A 22,024-nucleotide genomic window follows, 5' to 3' on the forward strand; every position below is an offset into this window, starting at 1 on the left:
CTCTTATTTTGTTCGTTGCGGACGCTCTGCGGGCGGTGCAATAAAACGCACCACGCCCAACAAACGCCATAGTTTGGCAAAGCTTTCTGGTGCAAAGTTCACTAGCACAGTCACCGCAAGAGCAGATACCGTAATCAACAATAGCCATGTCATGATACCAATGCCAACACCCCAATGCTGAATCGCTGGGATCAAGGTACACAACAATGTTATCCAAGCGACACTTTGCAGTACACGGAACTCTTTGTTGGTAATCGCCATTTTCTTATACAGATCGCGATGGTGCTTTTGCACCGACACAGCAAAGTGCATAAAACTAAAGAAGCTGACAATTAAAATCCCCCATAATGCGGTCATTTTGCAGCTCCTTCTAAAGTGGGTTTACGAGTGACTGGTTTTGGGGATGCGACACGACGAGCCTTATTCTGTAAGTAACGCGCGGTGGCCAACATAATGCCGCCTAATAGCAAGCACATTACATCGAAACTTAAACGCAAGACATCCACATGAACGATGGCATGTAAAAGGCTAGCGGAAGACGTTAGCGTGTCCAATACAGGAATCAAGCAGAACAGTGCACCAGCAATGCCGAGTTGCACCACCCAAGCGCCTTTATTGCGATAGAAAATCGCATGGATCAATGACAGTAGCCAAGCCACAAAGAAGCCATTGATTTCCCAGTTGCTACGATTTTCGAAGGTTGCAGGCAGTAAGCGGTTTAACCAGAAATACACTGCCACCGCACCGCACAAACCAGCAATGCTGGCGATATTTGTGATCACCACTAATTCATAACCGAATTGGCCCATCTGGCGTTTGGCACGCTTGACCGCCCATAAGACAGAGCCCGTTCCCACCATAATCGTGCCCATCACACCCGCTAAGAAAAACGCCCAACGGGTAATCGCGTCTGCGAAACGCGCTTCATGTAGAGTATGCAGCACACCGCCGGCGGCACTGAAGAACGAATTGTTTTCACTCGCTTTCGCTTGACTACGTTCGACCTCCAATCCCGTCGCTGAGAACGTGACACTGTCATTGGAGCCACGCTCCGCCATTAACATATGGCGATCCACAGGGGAAAAGGTAAACGTCGCATCGGCTGTCAGAGGATTCTGAACCTGCACTCGGTTGATATCACCGCCAAACAACAATTCGGCTTGAGTCAGCATGTTACGTAAAGGTGGTGTTGGTATGTCTTGACGACCTTGATGACGAGCCGCTTGACGACCTTCGCCGCGGGTTCTTCGTTCACCTAGACGCTCACCCTCTGTTTCGCGAGCATCACGATTCGGTCTCGCGCGTACTTCTGAAGTGTCAGCGCCAGCACGGGCCCTGTCTTGTCCGCGAGCGCCATTCATAGCTTGCGTACGCTGTTCCGTCATACGCCCACCTTCTGTACGGGTAGTCGTCAATGTGGCCAAGTCGCCTTGTCCACCGCGCGGGCCGTTCTCTGCCATTTGCTGTTGGGCATTAGGTGCTTGGTTACGTTCACCGCCACCGCCGCCTCCACGAGTATTTTCCGTCCAAAATATTAAACTAGAGGACAACAGCAACAAACCAGAAAAGGTAATCATAATGTGGAATGGCAACGCCAGCACCGCTGTCACCGCGTGGGCATCCGCCCAGCCTAAAGAACGGTTTTTGGTGCGCATCATAAAGAAGTCACTGAAGATTTTCCGGTGCATCACAATGCCACTTAAGATCGCAATAAACATCGCCATGGTGGCAATTTCGACCACGGTTCGAGCAAAGCCTCGCGGCATGCCGTACAACTCAAAGTGGAAGCGATACAGGAAGTCACCGCCACGGGTTTCTCGCCCATCAATGGATTCACCTGTCGCAGCGTTCATGGTTTCTTGAGGACCACGGCGACGCTGGTTTTCACCTTCGTTCTGCCAACTTAGTCCTACCGTATTATCACGTACAGTCGGCAGAGAAATACTCCAGCTATTGGCGTCAGGCGCTACCTCTGAAAGACGTTCATAGGCCTTCATAATCGTATCGTCGGTGACATATGATGCATGCTGCTCAGGCGTCATCCAATGGCTGATTTCACCACGAAAATACGACAAAGTACCCGTTAGGAAAATCGCAAACAGTAACCAACCTAATAAAATGCTGCTCCACGTGTGCAGCCATGTCATGGTTTTACGTAACGGCCCCTTCATACCGTTTGCCCTCCGAGTAACCACCAGCATCCCCACACCACTACGTTGGCACCCAACGCAATCCAGGCGCTACGGTAAAGAGAGTTAATCGCCACGAAGGTCATAATAGAAAAGGCGTAATAGAGGAAAAACATAAAATGCACGATGGTGCGCATTTCACGCTCTGTGCCGCCAAGGATAGCGCTGGTTAATAGACTTAACCCGGCGGACAAAACATATCCACCAATCAATGCTACAGCCAGACGGATCGCTAAAGACATCTTCGGCGACAGAGCAAGGCCATACCCTTTTTTAATTGCATGCAACATTATTAAACATTTCATCCCCATTTAAAGATGAGAATGATTATATTTACAAGTTACATACCAAGCGACACCCCAAACGTAAATTTAAGTAAATAAAAACCATTTACATACATTTACCAATAATCGTTTTCATTCTTATTTACTTGTTTTCTGCAATTTGTAAAGATCTCCCTCCCAATTGGTCAATCAAATCTTAATTCTATGAAAGCTTTACTTCTTTCTGCGGTGCTTAGCCTCACCTTCAGCGCGTCAGTTATGTACTTCTTCAGTTCGTCTTCCGGCCAGCAACAACTGCTCTCATATATCGGTCTTTCGGATGATGTCTCGCCCTCTCAAGGCGAACGTCCACGCCGTAACCCTGATGCTAATAACCGTCCAGTAAGGAGCGAATAATCACCATGGCAATCTTACGATTCACGTTGAAGTGTGTGCTATGGAGCATCACATTGGGCAGCCCTATTTTTGCGGGTTGGTGGCTCTACCAGGACAGTCAAAACGCTTCTGTAAGTTGGCTAACGGATACGGTAAAAACGGGGTCTATTGAGATCACTATTCCAGCCACAGGTACACTAGAGCCCGCCAACTACGTAGATGTCGGTGCACAAGTCTCAGGGCAAATTAAAACCCTGCATGTCAGCGAAGGTGATGTGGTGAAAAAAGGTCAGCTGCTAGCAGAGATTGATGCCACCGTTTTTGAAACAGAAATCAAAGGCAGTCGCGCTAGTTTGTTAAGTCAAAAGGCTCAACGGGATCAATTGGTTGCCCAGTTAGAATTGGCAGAAAGCCAGCTCGAACGCGATCGACGCCTTAATGCCCGTGGTGCTGTCAGCGATGATTCCTTAAAACAAAGTGAGACAGACATTGTTGTTCAGCGTGCCAAACTTGCCGCCACCGAAGCCGAGCTACAAGTAGATGAAGCCACCCTTGAACAAGATCTCATCACCCTATCTTACAGCCAAATTTATGCCCCGATGGATGGCACCATCACCAGTGTTGAAGTGCGCGTAGGGCAAACGCTGAATGCCAGCCAAAGTGCCCCAACCTTGATGACTATCTCTGATTTGTCCCATATGACATTGCGTGCCAATGTGTCGGAGGCGGATGTACAACGTTTATACAAAGACATGCCCGTTCGCTTTTCGACGCTTGGTAACCCCAACGAGTTCTTTTATTCAAGTATGAACAAAGTGCTGCCAACGCCCTTAGTCAATAATGACGTTGTGCTATACCAAGCGTTAATCGATGTGGATAACAAAACGGGGCGTTTGATGGATGGCATGAGTACTCAGGTCTTCTTTATTGAAGCTCAAGCCAAAGACGTAATGACTGTGCCGCTTGCCGCCATCTCTGAGCGCCCCCGCGGCACCGTGGCTTACATTCCAGGATCAGAAAGCGGCTCACGTGCGACCACTGCAGTGAAAATTGGCCTTAAGAATCGTACTCAAGTGGAGATAGTAAGCGGACTAAGTCTTAACGATACGGTTATTGTTGGTCGAGAGAATGGTGCGAGCAGTGAGAAAAGCATCAGTTTAACTGGCTCATCGAGTAGTCGAGCACCAATGGGAGGACGTCGTGGGTTCTAAACGTCCGCTGCTGTCGATTGAGCAAGTGAGCCGCCATTATCGAAATGGTGACTCGCTGATCAGTGCTTTAGATGGAGTTTCTCTCACCGTACACGAAGGTGAATTTGTCGCCATCATGGGACAATCAGGGTCGGGGAAATCCACCTTGATGAACATTATTGGCTGTTTGGATCAACCCAGTGAAGGACGCTATCTGATTAACGGCCACGATGTTAATAAGCTCAATACCAACCAGCTTGCAGCGTTGCGTCTTAAAACCTTTGGCTTCGTCTTCCAACGCTATCAGTTGTTACCGACACTGAATGCTCAAGAGAACGTTGCCCTACCCGCTCTGTATGCGAACACAGCAAAAGAGCAGCGTCTACAAAAGGCCATGGAGCTGCTGCAAAAGCTTGGCTTAGAAGGACGTGAGCACCACAAGCCAAGTGAGTTATCGGGTGGTCAACAACAGCGTGTTTCCATTGCTCGGGCATTGATTAATGGCGCTGAAGTAATTTTGGCCGACGAGCCCACTGGCGCGCTGGACTCGAAAAGCAGTGAACAAGTACTAGCCTTGCTGAGTGAATTGAATGATCAAGGAGTAACGGTCATTCTGATCACTCACGATGCCGACGTCGCGGCCAAAGCCAAACGTCAGGTACATATTCAGGATGGCAAGATCCTGTCCGACAGCGATGTTTCAAACACCGACCCGGTGAGCGAAAACCCTGAAACCATGCAAGAGCTGCCCTCTATTGGCATTGATGAAGCCATTAATATTTCGTTTAAGGCGCTTCGTGCGAATTGGTTCCGTACCATGCTTACCTTGCTCGGAGTAGTAATTGGTGTCGCCGCGGTGGTGGCCATGATGGCCATTGGTGAAGGCGGCAAACAGCAAGTGGTACAGCGTATCCAGTCGATGGGCACCAACCTACTACTGGTTCGTCCAGGCGGCGCTAATATGCGCAACACAGGAGACATTGCTACATTAACCGAGTATGACGCTGAAGCACTCAGTACCCTTGAGCATATAGAACTTGTGGCACCTGAGCGAGAAAGTCGCTCGACGATTCGTTACCGTAGCCAAGACTATCGTGGCAAGATCATGGCCACAACACCAAATTATATTGACGTAAAAGAGTGGTCTTTATCGCAAGGGGTCATGTTCGACCAGCAAGACATACAGAATAAGGCCCCTGTGATTGTTATCGGCGACACCATTGCCACATCTTTATTTCCGGATGAAAACCCAATCGGTCAATACGTGATGATGAAGAGCGCTTTGTACCAAGTGATTGGTGTGCTCAGCACCCAAGGTGCCACCGCCAGCGGCGTCAACAACGATGAAATGGTGCTCATCCCACTATCTACTGGCCTGTCGCGAGTATTTGCTGGACAGTACCTAAATGGCCTAACCGTTAAAGTGGATGATACGGACAATTTGGACAGCGTCGAAGAAGCCATTCGTGCGCTCTTAATCCAACGTCATGGTACTGAAGACTTTCAAGTATTGAACACAGCGTCTTTGATCGAGGCCGTTTCCGAAACCCAAAACACCATGACTTGGTTGCTCGGTTCCATTGCCGCCATTTCACTGCTCGTCGGTGGTATCGGCGTGATGAACATTATGCTGGTCAGTGTTTCAGAGCGACGCCGAGAAATCGGCTTGCGTATGGCAACAGGCGCCAAACCAAAAGACATCTTACGCCAGTTTAATATCGAAGCATTGGTGGTGTGCTGCAGTGGTGGCTTACTAGGTATCGCAATTGGCCTCAGTGCTGCCTTAGCCATGTCCAGCTTTAACCTTGCTATCGCTCTATCTTGGCACCCACCTGCGCTAGCGTTTGCTTCAGCGTTCTTTGTCGGTTTGATTTTCGGACACGCACCCGCACGCAAAGCTTCTAAGCTCAACCCTATTGACGCACTCGCGGAGGAATAATGAAGTATCTAATCACCGGTTGCGCCGTTCTATTATTATCCGGTTGTGCCAGTCAGTATCAGTATGAAGCGCCCTCTGTGGCCGCAGAAACCATGCCGACGTATGCCCTTGCAGAATTTTCTGCTAACCAATGGTTAAGTTTTGGCTCCCCTGATCTGGAAGCCTTACTTAAGACTGCATTTTCCCATAACTGGAGCATCGCGGTGGCGGCTGAACGGGTACGTTTAGCACGATTGGCAATCGAGACAGAGGAGGCTAACCAAGGCATTTCAACGACGGCCACACTTACTGCTGGCTCAACACAAAGCGCCAACACCAATGACCTGAGTAACTTCACTAGCTCGGATGCGTCATCACTGTCCTTTAGTGCGAAATACGAATGGGATTTATGGGGTAAATTACAGGCCCAAATGGATCAGACCTTACTGTCCGCACAAACCTCTGAATGGGACTTAGAAGCTGCCCGATTGACCGTCGCGGCCAGTATTGTGAAGCAGTACATAGCCTATCTAACCCTGCAAGAGCGTCTGCTTTTGTCACACAAGAATTTGCGCTCAGCAAAGGAAAGCTACGAGTTGTATCAAGCGCAATTTGAAGAAGGCTTAGTATCACAAATTGACTTGATTGATCAGCAAGAGACCATTCTCAATTTAGAAGAAGACATTGAAACGTACCTCATTGATCGGCAAGATCAAATGCGAGCCTTGGCTCTATTAACTGGACAAAATGACTGGAAAGCACTCGATACCGAGTTTCGTTTATCAGACTTAACCATACCTGATGTGGCACTCAACCAACCTGCTGAGCTGATCCGCCAACGCCCTGATTTAAAAGCCGCTGAAGCATCAGTCAAAGCAGCATTCCTTAGCAAAGTGGAAACCGAGTTAGATCGATGGCCTAATTTATCTATTAGCATGAGCTTACGCCCTTCGGATTTGTATGATTTAGCTGAAGCCTGGACCTTATCACTCGTTGAATCCATTAGTTTGAGTCTATACGACAATGGCGACAATAAACGTGCCGTAAAAAAAGCCGACATCAACGAAACTATCACGCGCATCAATTACCAAAACACGGTTATTTCAGCCTTGCATGAGGTACAAGATACCCTCAGTACCTATCAGCAAAGCTTGATCGGCTACCGTTATGCACAAATTTACTATCAGAATCAGGTGACGAAAACCCAGCTTACTGAATATGAATGGGAAGAAGGTGTCAGTGACAAATCAGACCTAATTAGTGCTCAACGCAGTTTATACAACTCCGAGGCTTCTTTGGTGACAGCAAGACAAAGCATACTCAACGCCGTCATAGCGATTTATCAGGCAAATGGAGCCCCTCCCGAATTGTAAACTCTTCTGTAGAAAGCTAAAGCCGATTGAAGTCATGCTTCATTCGGCTTTTTTTGTGCACAAAAACAACACATAACTTTGATTTTGAGTCATTTCAGAGCCATTTAGCATTAGTCATTGCGCAAAGCAAAATAACTCGTTGCTAAATAAGGAACACAACGTTTCATTAAAATTAATGATAACCATTCCCATTACTATTTATATCATCCATCCTCTATGAGAATATAGCGCCACATTTACGAAAACTGACACTAATTGACATAAGGAGCCACCCTTCCCATGAAACCTACGTTGGTCGCATTGGCTGTAGCGCTAGCATCAGGCGCCCTACACGCCGACAATGAACTGGATACATTACTTGTAGAGGGACAGACAGAGCTTCAAACCACAGACAAAGCACGAGTGAGTGAGACTCAAGGCGCTACGACTATTACGAGTGAAGATCTTGTGGAAGCTCAAGCCTCTAACCTGGCCGATGCGCTGCAAAATAATGCCTCAGTGCAAGTAGACGAAGTGGGCGGCTCGCGCGGTAGTGAAATCACTATTCGAGGTCAATCAGGTAATGCAGTGAGTGTTCGCGTCGAAGGCGCACCGAATAACCGTAGTCAAATCATGCACAAGGGTAGCAGTGATCGAGACACCATTTGGTTAAATATGGACATGTATGAGTCTGTGACAGTCATCCCTGGTGCCGCTGCAAACACCTACGGTAACGGTTCAACAGGTGGAGTATTGCTTTTAGAAACCAAAGACCCTGAAAGCATTATCCGTGACGGCCGTGGTTGGGGCGCAAACCTGCGCTACACCCATGAAACCAATGGCGAAGCGAATGGCATCAGTGCCGATGTAGCTAAGCAGTTCAGCGATAAATTCTCCGCTAACGCCACCATTTCTGCCAAAGATACAGACGCCTATGAAGATGCTAGCGGCATTAAAACCGACAACGGAAGTACCGGTTCTGAGGACTTAAGCTACTTATTAAAAGGTGTCTTCACACCTAATGACGAGCAACGCTTAGAAGCCAGCATTCTAAAAAACAATATGGACTACTCTGACTTTGCTGACGATGGCACAGAGACAAAGAAAGAAGTTCGCGATCAAACTCTTTCTGGACAATATACCTATAATCCAAAGAACAACGATCTTGTCGATCTTAAAGTACGTGTCTCTCGTGCTGAAAGTGATCAAGACTCCGATGCTGGCACAGGGAGTTGGTCAAACACAGGCGGTGTTACAACGACCTACACAGAAATCGAAAATACTAGCGTTTTGTTCCCAACCCAAAACACCATGCATGTGGTGCGCTACGGCCTAGACTACACCTTTGACGATGTGCGCATGGTATATGACAACGATGACGGTACACCGAAACAAGTAGAGCGTACCTCGATTGGTGCCTACCTATCAGATACCCTACATATCGGTGAAGACTTAGAGCTTTCTGGCAGCCTACGATATGACCAGTACGATGCAGACTTCAATAGTGATTCCTTCGAAGGGGAGGACTCGATCAACTCTAAGCTGTCAGCAGTATGGAAACCGTTTGAAAATACGTCCGCACATGGGCTTGGCTTTACTGCATTAGTAGGCTCCGGTTACCGAGCTCCGGCGGTGTATGAAATTTACGGTAAAGGCTTCCCTTCTGAACCCTTCTCAGGGACCGATGCTGACGGTGATGGTGTATACGAAACAGGTAACGTTTCGGGTTGTATGGATGGGCACGGTAACTGGTGTGTGATTCCAAATGAAGACCTAACTGGTGAAACGTCTCTGGATACAGAAGTTGGCCTGACCTTCGAACGTATGGGAATTTGGCAAGCGCAGGACCGCGTTAATGCTAGTGTTAGCTATATCCACACGGATCTAAAAGACAAAATCTACAACGAAACACTGGGAACTCTTGATACAAGTATTGCTACCTACAATGGTAGTGCCTACAACGTACGTCAGTTTGTGAATAAAGATGAGGCCGCAGTTTTCGGCTGGGAACTGGCAGCAGGTTACGACAGCCCTCTAGTGTTTGCTAACTTCACACTACAAGACATGAACGGGTATGTGGTCGAAGACGATGGTTCAAAAACCAAAGATACCAGCTTAGTGCCACGTAGCGTTAGCGTTACACTAGGTACTTACTTCAATGACCAAAAAGGTCGTGTAGGACTGGATACCAAGTACCGTAAGGGGCGCAGCTACTTCGGTGGCCGCAATGGTACTACCGAGTACACTTATAAAGGTTACACCGTTTACGATGTTTTTGCCTCATACCAGTTCAGCGATAACTTGAGCGCACAATTTCGTGTGGACAACGTGACCGATGAACTTTATAGCAAAAGCCAGACATCTGAAGACAGTACTACTGGCGCTGATACAACATCTTACCAGCCAGGTAGAAATTTCAAAGTGGGTGTAAATTATCGTTTCTAACCCCCTTTAAAAACGATCATTTCCTTTCTGTTTGAGCAGCCTTTGGCTGCTCATTTTTCATTTCACACTGCACTCTTTGTCATATGCAACAGGATTCTAACCCATCATGACACTGCAAAGTTGTCTCATGCTTTCCCAGTTTCATTTCACCTTATGTAAATTAGTGTCAACCCACCTTCAATTTATGTAAAAAACGCACCATTTAACGAAACGTAGCGTCCCACAATTATTACTAATAATGATTCTCAAATGCATTAAAAACTCATTCTCATTGTGAGATGATAGCGCCCTCTCGTACGAACTTATGACAGTTTCCTTACAAAAAGTCCTTAATATGGAGATCGATGTTTTATGAAACCCACCATGATTGCTCTGGCTGTTGCGCTAGCATCTGGAACACTGCAAGCAGAAGAAGCACTAGACACACTTTTGGTTGAAGGCCAAACAGAATTGCAAACCACTGAACAGCCTCGCGTCAGTGAAGCGGAAGGTGCAACCACTATTACGAGTGAAGACATTGCTGAATCTCAGGCGTCTAATCTAGCCGATGCTCTGCAAAGCAATGCAGCCGTGCAAGTCGATGAAGTGGGTGGTTCACGAGGCAGTACCATTACGGTACGAGGACAAACAGGTAACGCTGTCAGCGTAAGGGTCGAAGGGGCACCAAATAATCGTAGTCAGATTATGCATAAGAGCAGTAATGATCGCGATACCGTATGGTTAAATATGGATATGTATGAGTCTGTGACAGTCATCCCGGGCGCTGCAGCGAATACCTACGGCAATGGCTCAACTGGTGGCGTGGTTCTTCTAGAAACCAAAGACCCGGAATCCATCATTCGCGAGGATCGTGATTGGGGAGCCAATATACGCTACACCAATGAGACGAATGGTGAGTCAAATGGCATCAGTGCTGATATCGCCAAACAGTTTAACGACAAGTTCTCTGCAAATGCGACCATCTCAGCCAAAAACACTAACGCCTATGAAGATGCAAATGGCGTCAAGACAGATAATGGTGGTACGGGTTCAGACGACCTAAGCTACCTGTTAAAAGGCGTGTATACGCCCGATGAAGCACAGCGCTTAGAAGCCAGCATTCTGCAAAATAATATGGATTACTCTGATTATGCAGATGATGGTACCGAAACGAAAAAGAAAGTACGTGACCTCACTCTATCAGGGCAGTACACCTACAACCCAAAAGACAATGACTTGGTTGACCTGAAAGTCCGCGTATCGCAAGCTGAAAGCGACCAGGACTCTGATGCTGGTACTGGCGATTGGTCAAACACAGGCGGTGTCACAACGACCTACGCAGAAATCGAAAATACCAGTGTCTTCTTCCCTACCCAAAATACCATGCATGTGACGCGTTACGGTTTAGATTACACCTTTGATGATGTGCGCATGTCTTACGACAATGATGACGGTACGCCAAAGCAAGTGGAACGTACTTCCATTGGCGCTTATTTATCTGACACCATGCACATCGGCGAAGACCTACAATTAACGGGTAGTTTACGATATGACTCTTATGATGCCGATTATGCTGGACGTGAGACTCAAGGCGAAGACTCTATTAACTCGAAATTGTCCGCGCTTTGGAAACCATTTGAAAATACATCAATGCATGGTCTTGGCTTTACTGCTTTAGTGGGTTCTGGCTACCGCGCACCAGCCGTATATGAAATTTACGGTAAGAAATTCACATCCGAGTACTTCACTGGTACAGATGCTGATGGCGATGGCGTATACGAAACAGGTAACCTTGCTGGTTGTGGCGATGGTAACGGCAACTGGTGTGTTATCGAAAACGAAGACCTGACTGGCGAGACCTCACTGGATAGAGAAGTCGGTCTAACCTTTGAGCGTATGGGTATATGGCAAGCTAATGACCGTTTCGACGCAAACATCAGCTACATTCATAACAACTTAAAAGACAAAATCTACAACCAACTTCTAGGTACACTCGACACCAGTATCGGTACATACAACGGTAGCGCCTACAATGTGCGTCAGTTTGTGAACAAAGATGAAGCCGCTGTCTACGGTTGGGAATTGGCTGCTCGCTATGACAGCCCTCTACTCTTTGCTAACTTCACTTTCCAAGATATGAATGGTTATGTGGTGGAAGATGATGGTACAAAGAGCAAAGATACCAGCCTGATTCCACGCAGTGTGAGTGTTACGTTAGGCACTTACTTTAATGATCAAAAAGGTCGTATTGGCTTCGATACCAAGTATCGTACAGGACGCATAGAAGAAGGCACACGCAGCACAAGCGAGTACTTAACGTACACTGTTTACGATGTATTTACCTCTTACAATTTTACAGAAAACCTAAGTGCTCAACTGCGTGTTGATAACGTGACCAATGAGCTATACAGCAAAAGCTCGACCTCTGAAGATGCCGACACTGGTGCGGATGTGACGTCATACCAACCTGGCCGCAACTTTAAAGTGGGGGTTAACTACCGCTTCTAACCACCTTCAAAGAGTTAAGATTTCCTTCTGATTGAGCAGCCTTTTGGCTGCTCTTTTTTCTTTTTATTCCTCTACTAAAGTGTAAATCAAAGTAAATACAAATGAGATGCAATATCACTTAAAGCTATAATATGAACAATTTATGACGTTCTAATGACTAATTTTATGTACCAGACTTACCGCTCTATTAAGCCTTACTTATTTGCTGCGTTCGTGGTGATCACTGCTTTAGCTGTGCTCGCTATACATCAGACAACTAAAACACAGTCTGCCAGTCACTTATTTATCAGCGAAGTATCGTTTTCTAATAACGATAAGCAAGATTGGGTTGAACTCTATAACCCCAGTCTCAACAGCGTTTCCCTAAAAGGTTTTTATCTAAGCGACGACATAGACGACCTAGAGCGATTTCGCATACCGTTCGATGTCATTGTCCCTTCACACGGCACAGCACTTTTATATGGAGCAAAAGCCGAAGATCTTCCGTTTGACGCGATTAAGCTGAACTTCAGTCTTAGTAACGGGGAAAGCGTTATTCTCACAAGCCCTAGCGGCAAGACTCAATTGGATCGCATCGCCTTAGTTGCACCAACCGCTTATAAAGGCCAATTTTCCATCGGGCATAATCTGAAAGATTCTGACGTTGTTGAGATATCCTATCAACCTACTCCAGGACACCTTGGGGGAGTGACATCTCGATGAGTAAGACGTTAAAAGTTCAGCGCCATGAGGTGAAGTATTACATCAGCTACGCGGATTACGAATACGCGCGTCATCTACTCGCCACGCTAATGCAGCGGGACCCTCATCAAAAAGACGAACGCGGCTATTTCATTCGTAGCCTCTACTTTGATGATGACTATGACACCAGCGTTGAGGAAAAACTGGACGGCATTGAACACCGTGATAAATACCGCTTACGCACCTACGACCCGACGCTCGATTGGGTCAAGTTAGAACGCAAGCGCAAGCACAACCAATTTGTCAATAAAAGCTCTGTGCGCTTGAGCAAGGCTGAAGCCCTGCAAATGATCGATGGCGATGTGGACTTTTTACTGGAAAAAGACAGCCAAAGCGCACGCTCTATCTACTTTGATTTAAAGCGCAAATTTATCCGTCCAAAAGTGATCGTCGACTATGACCGGGAAGTCTACATGCTCGACTACAACGAAATTCGCGTGACGTTTGATAAAAACATTCGCGTGAATACCAGCGATCTAGACCTATTTAATCCTGATCTTGAAACGCAAACTTTGCAACGCCCTGACACCATCATCATGGAGGTCAAGTTCAATACTTGTTTGCCCTCTTGGTTCCCGACTCTGCTGAAATTTGATGGCACCACCGCCATGGCGATTAGTAAATATTGCCAAGGTCGAATGCATATGCGTGAGTTTTACGGCGATTGATTAAACCTTTTTATTTAACCCTTTAACCTTTGAAACAAAACGAAACATCATGGACTCAACTAACCTAAGCCAAATTCTTAATAACAGTCTGCTCTTTTCGGAAAACACCATGAGCATGCTGCAGATTCTATTGTCATTGTCGATCACCTTCTTGATGGCGATGTTCATCTATTTTATCTATAAACGCACCTACAACGGTGTACTGTACTCACAAAACTTCAACATCACCTTGGTGATGACGGCGATTGCGATCAACGCCATCGTCATCGGCATCAGTGGCAACTTGATGCTGTCTTTGGGTATGGTGGGTGCGCTGTCGATTATTCGTTTTCGTACGGCCGTCAAAGACCCTCGTGACACAGCTTTTATCTTTTGGTCCATCATGGTGGGGATCGCCAATGGCGTGGCCTATTACGAGCTGTCATTTATCGCGAGCATTTTCATTGCCATCGTACTTTGGGGGCTATCACGTTCGGTGACCTTCGAGCCAGCTTACATGCTGATTATTAAATACCCACGCAGTAGCGATTGGGCTCCTGTACAAACTATTTTAGATGACCGCAAATTGGTCAACAGCTATCTAACTCGCTCTGACACCCTAAAAGGAGACGTGGTGGAACGCGTTACCGAAGTCAAAATTAAGCGCGGTCAGCAAGAACCTCTTCTTACTCAGCTGCGCTCATGTGCGAGCATCAACAGCTGTGTTCTTCTTTCAAGTAACGGCGAATTTACGGAATAATATGATGAAACACCTATCTCGACGTTGGGCGATCGCGCCTCTATACGCGGCCTTGTTCGCAGCCAGCACCCAAGTCTCTGCGGCCAACGATGCCATTGAACTGAATGTGGCACAGCCACCGTTATCGAACCCAGCCATCTTGGTCAAAGACGGCCGTATCCTTATTACCCGAGGTGGTACTTACCGTTTGACGGGACAAAGTGACAACGGTCAAATCTGGGTTAACACAGGAGATGAGAAAGTCACGTTACAGCTGGATAATATCCAACTGTCCAACGCTTACGGATCTGCTCTGTATATCGAAGAAGCGGGTGATGTGGATGTCGAGTTGGCACCAAACTCCAACAACCGCTTTGAAGACCACAACCACAGCGCAGAGAAAGAAGGCGAAGCAAAACAAAACGCGCCAATTTACTCTAAAGCTGATCTAAAAATCATCGGCGCACCACAAGCCACCTTGACCATTGTGGGCCGCTATAAAGACGGTATCGTGAGTAAAGACGACCTTGATATCCGTCACGCAAACATCAGTATCGAATCGATAGATGATGGTCTTTATGGTCAGGACAGTGTCGATATCCGTGATTCTAAGATCCTCATCAAAGCGGGTGATGATGGCATTAAAGCCGATAACGCAGAGCGCGAAGACAAAGGCTTTGTCTACTTGGAAGGCAGTAATATTCAAGTATTTGCTAAAGATGACGGTATCAAAGGCGTACGTCGTGTAGACATTATGAGCGGCACTGTTCGTGTCGAAGAGTCTTATGAAGGTATTGAAAGTCGTAATATCACCATCCATGGCGGTGATATTTTTGTTAAGTCGGAAGACGATGCTCTAAATATCTCCGATGGCAGCGGTGCAGATAAAGCAAGCTTCGGCGAACGCATGAAAGGTTTCTTCAAAGGTGGTGAACGACCTGAAGGTGAACCGGGTGAGCGCCCTCCACGTGGTGAGCGTCCGGAAGGCGAAATGGGTGAACGCCGTGGCGGCGGCGGAAAAGCCAAAGTGGACGGCATCGCCAGTATTCTAGGCGGTCGTGTTCATATTCAAGCCGGCGGTGATGGCTTTGATTCCAACGGTGACGCCATGATGAGTGGCGGCGAGCTGTTTATTGAGGGGCCAACCAGTGGACGTGATGGTTACATTGATGTGGATGGTTTCTTTAAGGTAACGGGTGGCCGCCTGTTCGCGATGGGCAGTGGGGGCATGGCGCAAGCGCCTTCCAATGACTCCACTCAACCTGCAGTCCAAATTAATCTTGAAAACACCTACACAAAAGGTGCCACCGTCATGATTCGCAATCAGCAAGGCAGCCCAGTGTTCAAACAAGTGATGCCAATGGATTTTCAATCGTTCACTATTTCGGAGCCTGAATTCACGCTGGGTCAAACTTACCAAGTGCAAGTGAATGACGAAGACATTACCACTGTGACACTGGATACCGTGATTACTCAATTTGGTAATACTGGTCGCGGCGGCCCTCGTGGCGAAAGAGGCGAAAAGAAAGGTTGGTGGTAACGCTTTAACACGCCCCACAACCACCACACTAAAATAGGAGACGTCATGTCTCCTATTTTTACTCTACTTCTAACGCCCGTTTTATCTCAGACCAATCCGCCGCGGCTGGTGACACGGATGCAGGCTGCTCTGCTTGGTACAGCGCAATCATCTGACCCGCAATGGAGACAGCGACTTCCATGGGACGTTTGCCTGGAATATCCGCGAGCCCTACAGGACAGGTCATTTTGGCGATATCAGCCTCAATAAATTGTCGATGGGCCAAGCGCTGACGAAAGCGTCGCGCCTTAGTATCTGAGCCAATCACGCCGATGAAGCCCATATCACCACGCTTTAATGCCGTTTCAGTGAGTTCGTAATCCAACTGGTGATTATGGGTCAATACCAACATATAGCTGCCCGATGCAGCCTGTGTGACTTCTCCAACCGGATCGTCGGTTAAGCACTTCTCAACCTGACTCGGGATGTGTTCAGGAAACTGCTCTGCCCGGCTATCCACCCATTTCACACGCACGGGCAATTCACTCAATATCGGAATCAATACCTTTGCTACGTGCCCTGCGCCAAATACTAAAAGAGGCTTAGCTGACGCCGCAAAATGTTCAAACAGCACGGACACATGCCCCCCACAGCATTGCCCTAGGGAGGCGCCTAAAGGGTATTGCTCCAGCGTTTGAGAGTCCTGTTCGCCCAATAGTAATTCACGAGCGCGAGCAATGGCTTTGAATTCTAGGTGCCCACCACCAATGGTGTCATAGGTCTGTTCTGCGGTGACCACCATTTTACTGCCCGTTTCCCGTGGCGTAGAGCCACGGGTGCCAATAATGGTGACCATAACAAAGGCACAGCCTTGACGTTGCAAGGCTGCCACTTGTTCTGCCCAACGAATCATACGGCCTCCTTTTGACCCGCTGCACGAGTCGCCATCACGGCATTCAGTACACGCTCTGGTGTCGCTGGCGTATCCAATGGTGGACTGACACGATAATCCGCTAGAGAAGCGATCGCATCACGCAATGCTGACCACACAGAGATCGCCAACATAAATGGCGGCTCTCCGACGGCTTTGGAGTGATAAACGGTTTCTTCGTCGTTATCACGCTCAAACAAGTCTACGTTAAAACGTTTGGGGGTATCGCTGATCGCTGGAATTTTATAGGTCGCAGGCCCATTACTGGTCAGCACACCTTTCTCGTTCCACTTCAATTCTTCGGTGGTGAGCCAGCCCATGCCTTGAATAAAGCCCCCTTCAATCTGACCACGGTCGACGGCTGGGTTTAAGCTGCGCCCCACATCATGCAAGATGTCAACACCCACGACTTTGTATTCACCTGTTAATGTGTCCACCACGACTTCGGACACTGCTGCACCGTTAGCAAAGTAGAAGAACGGGCGACCTTTGGCTTGCTCTCTGTCGTACCAGATTTTTGGGGTTTTGTAGTAGCCTGTCGCAGACAAGGAAACGCGGTTTACGTATGCAAAGAGCGCTGCTTCGGCAAAGCTCATGGACTCAGATTGATCCCCCCAATGAATACGACCCTTAGCAAAGCTGACGGTTTCAAGTGCACAGCCCTTTTGCTCAGCGATGCATTCCGCGATGCGCTGTTTCAACGTTAGTGCTGCATTCTTCGCCGCTTGGCCATTTAAATCAGTGCCGCTTGAAGCGGCCGTTGGCGAAGTATTAGGAACCTTATCCGTTCGCGTCGCGGTAATTTGGATTTCATTAGGATCGATTGCCAAGGCTTCTGCGACGATCTGAATGATCTTGGTGTGCAACCCTTGTCCCATCTCCGTGCCACCGTGGTTCACTTGGATGCTGCCATCGGTATAAATGTGGATCAGGGCACCGGCTTGGTTCAAGTGCTGTAGAGTAAACGAAATACCAAACTTCACTGGCGTCAGCGCCAAACCCCGTTTTAAGATACGACTGGTTTTATTCCACTGGGTGATTTCATCACGGCGCTTGCGATAATCACTGGATTGCTCAAGCTGCTCCATCAGCGCTAATAAAACATTGTGCTCCACTTTTTGATGGTATGGTGTCGTATCACGTCCATCAGGGCCATACAAGTTGAGCTTACGCACATCGAGTGGGTCTTTGCCGACTGCACGTGCGATATCATCCATGGCCCGCTCAATAATCATCATCCCTTGTGGGCCACCAAAACCACGGAATGCCGTATGCGATACTGTGTTCGTCATGCAACGATGACCTGCGATGCTCACATCTGGCAAATAGTAAGCGTTATCGGCATGGAACATGGCACGATCCACGATCGCATCAGACAGATCCGCTGAGTGACCACAGTTACCCGCCACCATGATGTCCGCCCCTTGAATCAGGCCTTGCTCATCAAAGCCAATATCATAAGTGTTGTAAAACGGATGACGCTTACCGGTCATGCTCATATCATCGACACGTGGCAAACGCAGTTTCACTGGTTTGCCCGTTTTCAACACCAAGGCCGCTGCCATGCATGCCCAAGCGGCGGCTTGGCTTTCTTTACCGCCAAAACCGCCCCCCATACGACGCATGTCTACGGTGATACGGTTCACTGGTACAGCCAACACTTCCGCCACCAGTTTTTGCACTTCACTGGGGTGCTGGGTGGAGCTGTACACCAGCATGCCTCCATCTTCGGCAGGCACCACCAGCGCCACTTGGCCTTCTAAATAAAAGTGTTCTTGGCCGCCGACATGTTGTTCCGCTTGCAAGCGGTGCGGGGCTTGCTCTAAGGCCTTTGGCGCATCGCCGTGATGCATAAAATGTGAAGGCCGAACAAATTGTTTATGGGTTAGCGCTACGGTCACCTCTAACAGAGGCGTTTGCGTTTCAAACTCAATTTTGGCTTGCTTTACGGCACGGCGCGCCTGTTGCTCTGTTTCCGCGACGACCACAAAGATGGGTTGTCCTTGGTATTTCACTTCGTCAGACGTCAAAATCGGATCACCACCGAACACCGCACCAATGTCCGTATGACCAGGGATATCTTCTACTAAGAGTGTCTCAACCACCCCTTCGCTAGCTCTTACCGCCGATAAATCCAGTGATGTAATTCGGCCCTTGGCAATGGCACTGTAGCCCACAGCACCGTATAACGTGCCCCGTGGCTCCAGCATATCGTCAACATAGATAGCTTCACCCGCCACATGTTTCGGCGCACTTTCATGCTTGCGTGATACGCCCGTTGCACCAATGGTTTGAGGGGCACTGTTTTGATTTGCGGTCAACTTACGCATACTGCACCACCTCCATGATTTGATTGGAATTTTCTTGTTCAGAATCGTGTTCTAGAACGGCACGCAGCAATAGATTTTGCGCCACTTGTAGGCGATAAGTACCGGTTGCACGAACATCATCAATTGGACTGAAGTCCTGGCTTAAGGCTTGTTGCGCAGCGACAATTCCTAGTTCGGTAAAGGGCTGACCGATCAAGGCTTTCTCTGCATTTAAAGCGCGTGCAGGCGTTGCCGCCATGCCGCCAAAACCAAGACGTGCATCGGTAACTACGCCATCTTTCAGTGCGATTGAAAACGCTGCACACACGGCTGAGATATCATCATCTAAGCGTTTTGAGATTTTATAGACACACAACGTTCGCTCTGATTGCAGTGGAATTTCAATGCTTTCAATAAACCCAGCAGGTGGCAGCTTAGTTTGACGATATCCAGTGAAGAACTCACTGATCGGTATCGCCTCTCGTCCGGCAGGACTTCTTAAGTGCAATACGGCATCCAGTGCCAACAACACGGGTGGCGTATCACCAATAGGTGAGGCATTGGCCACATTGCCACCCAATGTACCCTGATTGCGTACTTGCAAAGAGCCTAAGCGCTCTAATAACGAAGCGAAGGGAAGGAAATGTTTATGCAATAAAGATTCGGCATCACTATAAGACACCGCGGCACCGATTATGATGCTGCGTTCCGTTTCTTCACATTGCATGAGTTCCGCTACTCGACCAGTGTAAATAATCACCTCTGGCTGTTGTAGCTGCTGAGTGATCGCTAGCGAAAAGTCCGTGCCACCCGCCAATAGCTTTGCCTCAGGATGAGGATGGTCTGTTAAAGACTGCAATAACGCATCACTCGAGGTTGGAATTAGAAACTGACGACTGCCATCCACTAATGAGCCACTTGGCTGTTGGGTTAAAATCGCCTGTAAACAAGAAACGGTCTGCGCTTCTTTTTCAGAAAAGGCATCGTTGCTCCCCTGCCCTGCCAGACTTAGTGCTGCATCAATGATTGGGCGGTAGCCAGTACAACGACAAAGGTTTCCGGCAAGCGCCTGCTCAACATCAGCCCGAGTCGGTTGTGAACAGTTTTTATAAAGGAAGAACATCGACATGATAAAGCCGGGGGTACAAAAGCCACACTGAGAACCGTGTAAGTCCACCATGGCTTGCTGTACAGGATGTAATGCCCCTTGCTGTTTGAGATGCTCCACCGTAATCAGTTGCTTGCCATGCAAACTACCTAGGAGCGTAATGCAGCTATTAATATTGCGGTATTGCAGACGCCCTTCATTTACTTCAGCCAACACCACGGTACAAGCACCACAGTCTCCTGATGCACAACCTTCTTTGGTGCCCCGCTGCTCGGCTTTGGTGCGTAAGTATTCCAATACGGTGGTATGCGGTGCACATTGCTCAATGGACACTGTTTGATCGTTCATCAAAAAACGAATCATATCTCTCTACTCCTAATCTCAAACAAAGCCTTCCAACACACTTTGATTGCTTAGTGCCTGATTTTTAAGCCTTTACAACGAACACAAGCGATCGCTGAAAAAACTAATCAGTACACTGAATTATGCTTTATTAGGATAGAGTAGCAGGAATCCTGCCAAATTTAACCGATCGGTTAAATTTGGCAGGATATTGAAGTATAGAAAGTGTTAATTTTGAATTAGTGATTACTTTTTGCTAGCAACATTTTCTTCATAGAAGGCTTTGACCTTCTCTTTAAGCAAGAATTCTTTCTTTTGGCCTTCTTGAAATCCAATCTGAGCGCCTAGTTGCATCAGCCTTGGCATTTCGTTCAGAGTTTTCTGGCCTGTTGGTGTGTTGTAGAAGTTTATTAAGTCCTGTAACTCTGACTCACTAAATGTTTTATCGTACTCAAGTGTGATTTGCTCGTTAATAGCACTTAAATCAAAGTCCTTAGCAAACCAATCACGATGAATCGAGCGGTATTCCTCCAATTGGGCAGGAGTCAGTTGCCAACTCTGCGCTTGAGCTTCGATCATTGGTAACATAGCGTCAAAGCCATCCATCATAGACTGCTCCATACGCATCACTGACATTAACTCTCGTGCTTCTTTACTGGGAGTATCTGCGGCGTGTACAGCAGCCACACTGAACCCAATACATAAAACAGCTGTAGAAATAAATTTTTTCATTTAAAAGTCCTTTTAAGAGGTGTTACGAGAAGCCGAATATTACAATAGCCCTTCCCAATTTGATATTAATTATCATTCAAGATTCGTTATCGAATTAAGGTATTCGATCGGGTTAAGCCAATTGGCTTTTTGTTCACCTAGCGTCGAATCATCGATACGAGACTCATCGGCAAACACTAGACGAATGCCATAATGTAAATGCGGCGGCTTACCTTGCGCGTTGCCGGAGCTGCCAACGGTGCCAATCTGCGTACCTGCTTCGACATAGCGCCCTAGATTTTCTTCAATGGAGTCGAGGTGAGCGTAATAATGCATACGCCAATTAGGCCCAAGCGCCCAGATGTTCTTTCCACCACGTCGGCTATCATTGATGGATACAATAATATGATTCGTCGCCGCGACTACTGGCGTGCCACGTTCGGCGAAGATGTCCATACCTTTATGAACCAGAGACTCTCCCCAAGGCTCATACCAGAATGTTTCAGGGTGCCAATCACGAGGCGTCGCTCCAACAACTGGCATGACTATCGGCTCTTGCCAATTTTCGTTCGCATGCCAAACAGCGCCAACCATGCCAATAACACCGACAATGAATGCGCTGGTTACGATCAAGGTTTTACTCATGATGGACTCCGTATGATTAGGCGTCCTATCACTATCCCTAGACGCTTCCTGTTTCTCAAGGCGAAATAAGGAAGCGCTGTGATCTAACTTTG

At 47.7% G+C, this 22,024-nt stretch carries 17 protein-coding genes; 9 read left to right on the forward strand and 8 right to left on the reverse strand.

The annotated features are described in order from the left end of the window. Positions 1-3 precede the first annotated feature (3 nt). From JHD44_RS09910 to JHD44_RS09920, 3 genes are read right to left on the reverse strand one after another with little or no spacing between them, the layout of a single operon-like run. A complete protein-coding gene (locus JHD44_RS09910) occupies positions 4-357 on the reverse strand; it encodes a DUF3325 family protein (protein WP_199462596.1) in 354 nt (117 codons plus the stop codon). After that, complete coding sequence (locus JHD44_RS09915; RefSeq protein ID WP_199462597.1) at positions 354-2,171, reverse strand: PepSY-associated TM helix domain-containing protein; 1,818 nt, start codon at positions 2,169-2,171, stop codon at positions 354-356. Before JHD44_RS09915 ends, JHD44_RS09910 begins: the two co-directional genes overlap by 4 nt. Further along, positions 2,168-2,479, reverse strand: a complete 312-nt coding sequence (locus JHD44_RS09920) for a hypothetical protein (protein WP_199462598.1) — start codon at positions 2,477-2,479, stop codon at positions 2,168-2,170. The genes JHD44_RS09915 and JHD44_RS09920 overlap by 4 nt, the downstream gene beginning before the upstream one ends. 395 nt (positions 2,480-2,874) lie before the next feature. On the opposite strand from JHD44_RS09920, the gene JHD44_RS09925 reads away from it, so the two are divergent. The 9 genes from JHD44_RS09925 (at position 2,875) to JHD44_RS09965 (ending at position 15,907) form a co-directional block, all read left to right on the forward strand. Beyond that, positions 2,875-4,059: an efflux RND transporter periplasmic adaptor subunit gene (locus JHD44_RS09925; RefSeq protein ID WP_199462599.1), complete on the forward strand. Its 1,185-nt coding sequence runs from the start codon at positions 2,875-2,877 to the stop codon at positions 4,057-4,059. Further along, a complete protein-coding gene (locus JHD44_RS09930; protein WP_199462600.1) occupies positions 4,049-5,977 on the forward strand; it encodes a MacB family efflux pump subunit in 1,929 nt (642 codons plus the stop codon). Before JHD44_RS09925 ends, JHD44_RS09930 begins: the two co-directional genes overlap by 11 nt. Next, positions 5,977-7,329, forward strand: a complete 1,353-nt coding sequence (locus tag JHD44_RS09935; RefSeq protein ID WP_199462601.1) for a TolC family protein — start codon at positions 5,977-5,979, stop codon at positions 7,327-7,329. The genes JHD44_RS09930 and JHD44_RS09935 overlap by 1 nt, the downstream gene beginning before the upstream one ends. A gap of 279 nt (positions 7,330-7,608) precedes the next feature. Beyond that, a complete protein-coding gene (locus JHD44_RS09940; RefSeq protein WP_199462602.1) occupies positions 7,609-9,753 on the forward strand; it encodes a TonB-dependent receptor domain-containing protein in 2,145 nt (714 codons plus the stop codon). 351 nt (positions 9,754-10,104) lie between these two features. Continuing rightward, entirely contained in the window at positions 10,105-12,240 is a 2,136-nt protein-coding gene (locus JHD44_RS09945) for a TonB-dependent receptor domain-containing protein (RefSeq protein ID WP_199462603.1), read from the forward strand. Positions 12,241-12,393: 153 nt separating this feature from the next. Further along, positions 12,394-12,942 carry a lamin tail domain-containing protein gene (locus JHD44_RS09950; protein WP_199462604.1) on the forward strand — a complete coding sequence of 183 codons (549 nt, stop codon included), beginning with the start codon at positions 12,394-12,396 and terminating at the stop codon, positions 12,940-12,942. After that, positions 12,939-13,649, forward strand: coding sequence for a polyphosphate polymerase domain-containing protein (locus JHD44_RS09955; RefSeq protein ID WP_199462605.1), 711 nt, complete (start codon positions 12,939-12,941; stop codon positions 13,647-13,649). The genes JHD44_RS09950 and JHD44_RS09955 overlap by 4 nt, the downstream gene beginning before the upstream one ends. Positions 13,650-13,758: 109 nt before the next feature. Next, the gene (locus tag JHD44_RS09960) at positions 13,759-14,388 is read left to right on the forward strand and encodes a DUF4956 domain-containing protein (RefSeq protein WP_199462606.1); all 630 of its coding nucleotides are present in this window, start codon (positions 13,759-13,761) and stop codon (positions 14,386-14,388) included. A gap of 1 nt (position 14,389) precedes the next feature. Then, complete coding sequence (locus tag JHD44_RS09965; RefSeq protein WP_199462607.1) at positions 14,390-15,907, forward strand: carbohydrate-binding domain-containing protein; 1,518 nt, start codon at positions 14,390-14,392, stop codon at positions 15,905-15,907. A 58-nt stretch (positions 15,908-15,965) separates the two neighbouring features. On the opposite strand, the gene xdhC is transcribed toward JHD44_RS09965, so the two are convergent. The 5 genes from xdhC to JHD44_RS09990 form a co-directional block, all read right to left on the reverse strand. Further along, complete coding sequence (gene xdhC, locus JHD44_RS09970; protein ID WP_199462608.1) at positions 15,966-16,799, reverse strand: xanthine dehydrogenase accessory protein XdhC; 834 nt, start codon at positions 16,797-16,799, stop codon at positions 15,966-15,968. Then, positions 16,796-19,147, reverse strand: a complete 2,352-nt coding sequence (gene xdhB / locus JHD44_RS09975; protein WP_199462609.1) for a xanthine dehydrogenase molybdopterin binding subunit — start codon at positions 19,145-19,147, stop codon at positions 16,796-16,798. The genes xdhC and xdhB overlap by 4 nt, the downstream gene beginning before the upstream one ends. After that, positions 19,140-20,597 carry a xanthine dehydrogenase small subunit gene (gene xdhA / locus JHD44_RS09980; protein WP_199462610.1) on the reverse strand — a complete coding sequence of 486 codons (1,458 nt, stop codon included), beginning with the start codon at positions 20,595-20,597 and terminating at the stop codon, positions 19,140-19,142. The genes xdhB and xdhA overlap by 8 nt, the downstream gene beginning before the upstream one ends. A gap of 225 nt (positions 20,598-20,822) precedes the next feature. Next, positions 20,823-21,308 (reverse strand): DUF2059 domain-containing protein, encoded by a 486-nt coding sequence (locus JHD44_RS09985; protein WP_199462611.1) that lies wholly within the window; start codon positions 21,306-21,308, stop codon positions 20,823-20,825. A 72-nt stretch (positions 21,309-21,380) separates the two neighbouring features. Beyond that, a complete protein-coding gene (locus JHD44_RS09990; protein ID WP_233401987.1) occupies positions 21,381-21,932 on the reverse strand; it encodes a M23 family metallopeptidase in 552 nt (183 codons plus the stop codon). Between the last annotated feature and the right edge of the window lie 92 nt (positions 21,933-22,024).

This window comes from Marinomonas ostreistagni, assembly GCF_016461785.1.
Taxonomy (GTDB): Bacteria; Pseudomonadota; Gammaproteobacteria; order Pseudomonadales; family Marinomonadaceae; genus Marinomonas; species Marinomonas ostreistagni_A.

What these genes read in the sequence shown, in the direction of transcription:
- JHD44_RS09910 (WP_199462596.1), bottom strand. Translation starts at nt 357, where the DNA reads ATGACCGCATTATGGGGGATTTTAATTGTCAGCTTCTTTAGTTTTATG.
- JHD44_RS09990 (WP_233401987.1), bottom strand. Translation starts at nt 21,932, where the DNA reads ATGAGTAAAACCTTGATCGTAACCAGCGCATTCATTGTCGGTGTTATT.
- JHD44_RS09960 (WP_199462606.1), top strand. Translation starts at nt 13,759, where the DNA reads ATGAGCATGCTGCAGATTCTATTGTCATTGTCGATCACCTTCTTGATG.
- JHD44_RS09955 (WP_199462605.1), top strand. Translation starts at nt 12,939, where the DNA reads ATGAGTAAGACGTTAAAAGTTCAGCGCCATGAGGTGAAGTATTACATC.
- JHD44_RS09940 (WP_199462602.1), top strand. Translation starts at nt 7,609, where the DNA reads ATGAAACCTACGTTGGTCGCATTGGCTGTAGCGCTAGCATCAGGCGCC.
- JHD44_RS09985 (WP_199462611.1), bottom strand. Translation starts at nt 21,308, where the DNA reads ATGAAAAAATTTATTTCTACAGCTGTTTTATGTATTGGGTTCAGTGTG.
- JHD44_RS09950 (WP_199462604.1), top strand. Translation starts at nt 12,394, where the DNA reads ATGACTAATTTTATGTACCAGACTTACCGCTCTATTAAGCCTTACTTA.
- xdhA (WP_199462610.1), bottom strand. Translation starts at nt 20,597, where the DNA reads ATGATTCGTTTTTTGATGAACGATCAAACAGTGTCCATTGAGCAATGT.
- xdhC (WP_199462608.1), bottom strand. Translation starts at nt 16,799, where the DNA reads ATGATTCGTTGGGCAGAACAAGTGGCAGCCTTGCAACGTCAAGGCTGT.
- xdhB (WP_199462609.1), bottom strand. Translation starts at nt 19,147, where the DNA reads ATGCGTAAGTTGACCGCAAATCAAAACAGTGCCCCTCAAACCATTGGT.
- JHD44_RS09920 (WP_199462598.1), bottom strand. Translation starts at nt 2,479, where the DNA reads ATGTTGCATGCAATTAAAAAAGGGTATGGCCTTGCTCTGTCGCCGAAG.
- JHD44_RS09925 (WP_199462599.1), top strand. Translation starts at nt 2,875, where the DNA reads ATGGCAATCTTACGATTCACGTTGAAGTGTGTGCTATGGAGCATCACA.
- JHD44_RS09935 (WP_199462601.1), top strand. Translation starts at nt 5,977, where the DNA reads ATGAAGTATCTAATCACCGGTTGCGCCGTTCTATTATTATCCGGTTGT.
- JHD44_RS09945 (WP_199462603.1), top strand. Translation starts at nt 10,105, where the DNA reads ATGAAACCCACCATGATTGCTCTGGCTGTTGCGCTAGCATCTGGAACA.
- JHD44_RS09965 (WP_199462607.1), top strand. Translation starts at nt 14,390, where the DNA reads ATGATGAAACACCTATCTCGACGTTGGGCGATCGCGCCTCTATACGCG.
- JHD44_RS09915 (WP_199462597.1), bottom strand. Translation starts at nt 2,171, where the DNA reads ATGAAGGGGCCGTTACGTAAAACCATGACATGGCTGCACACGTGGAGC.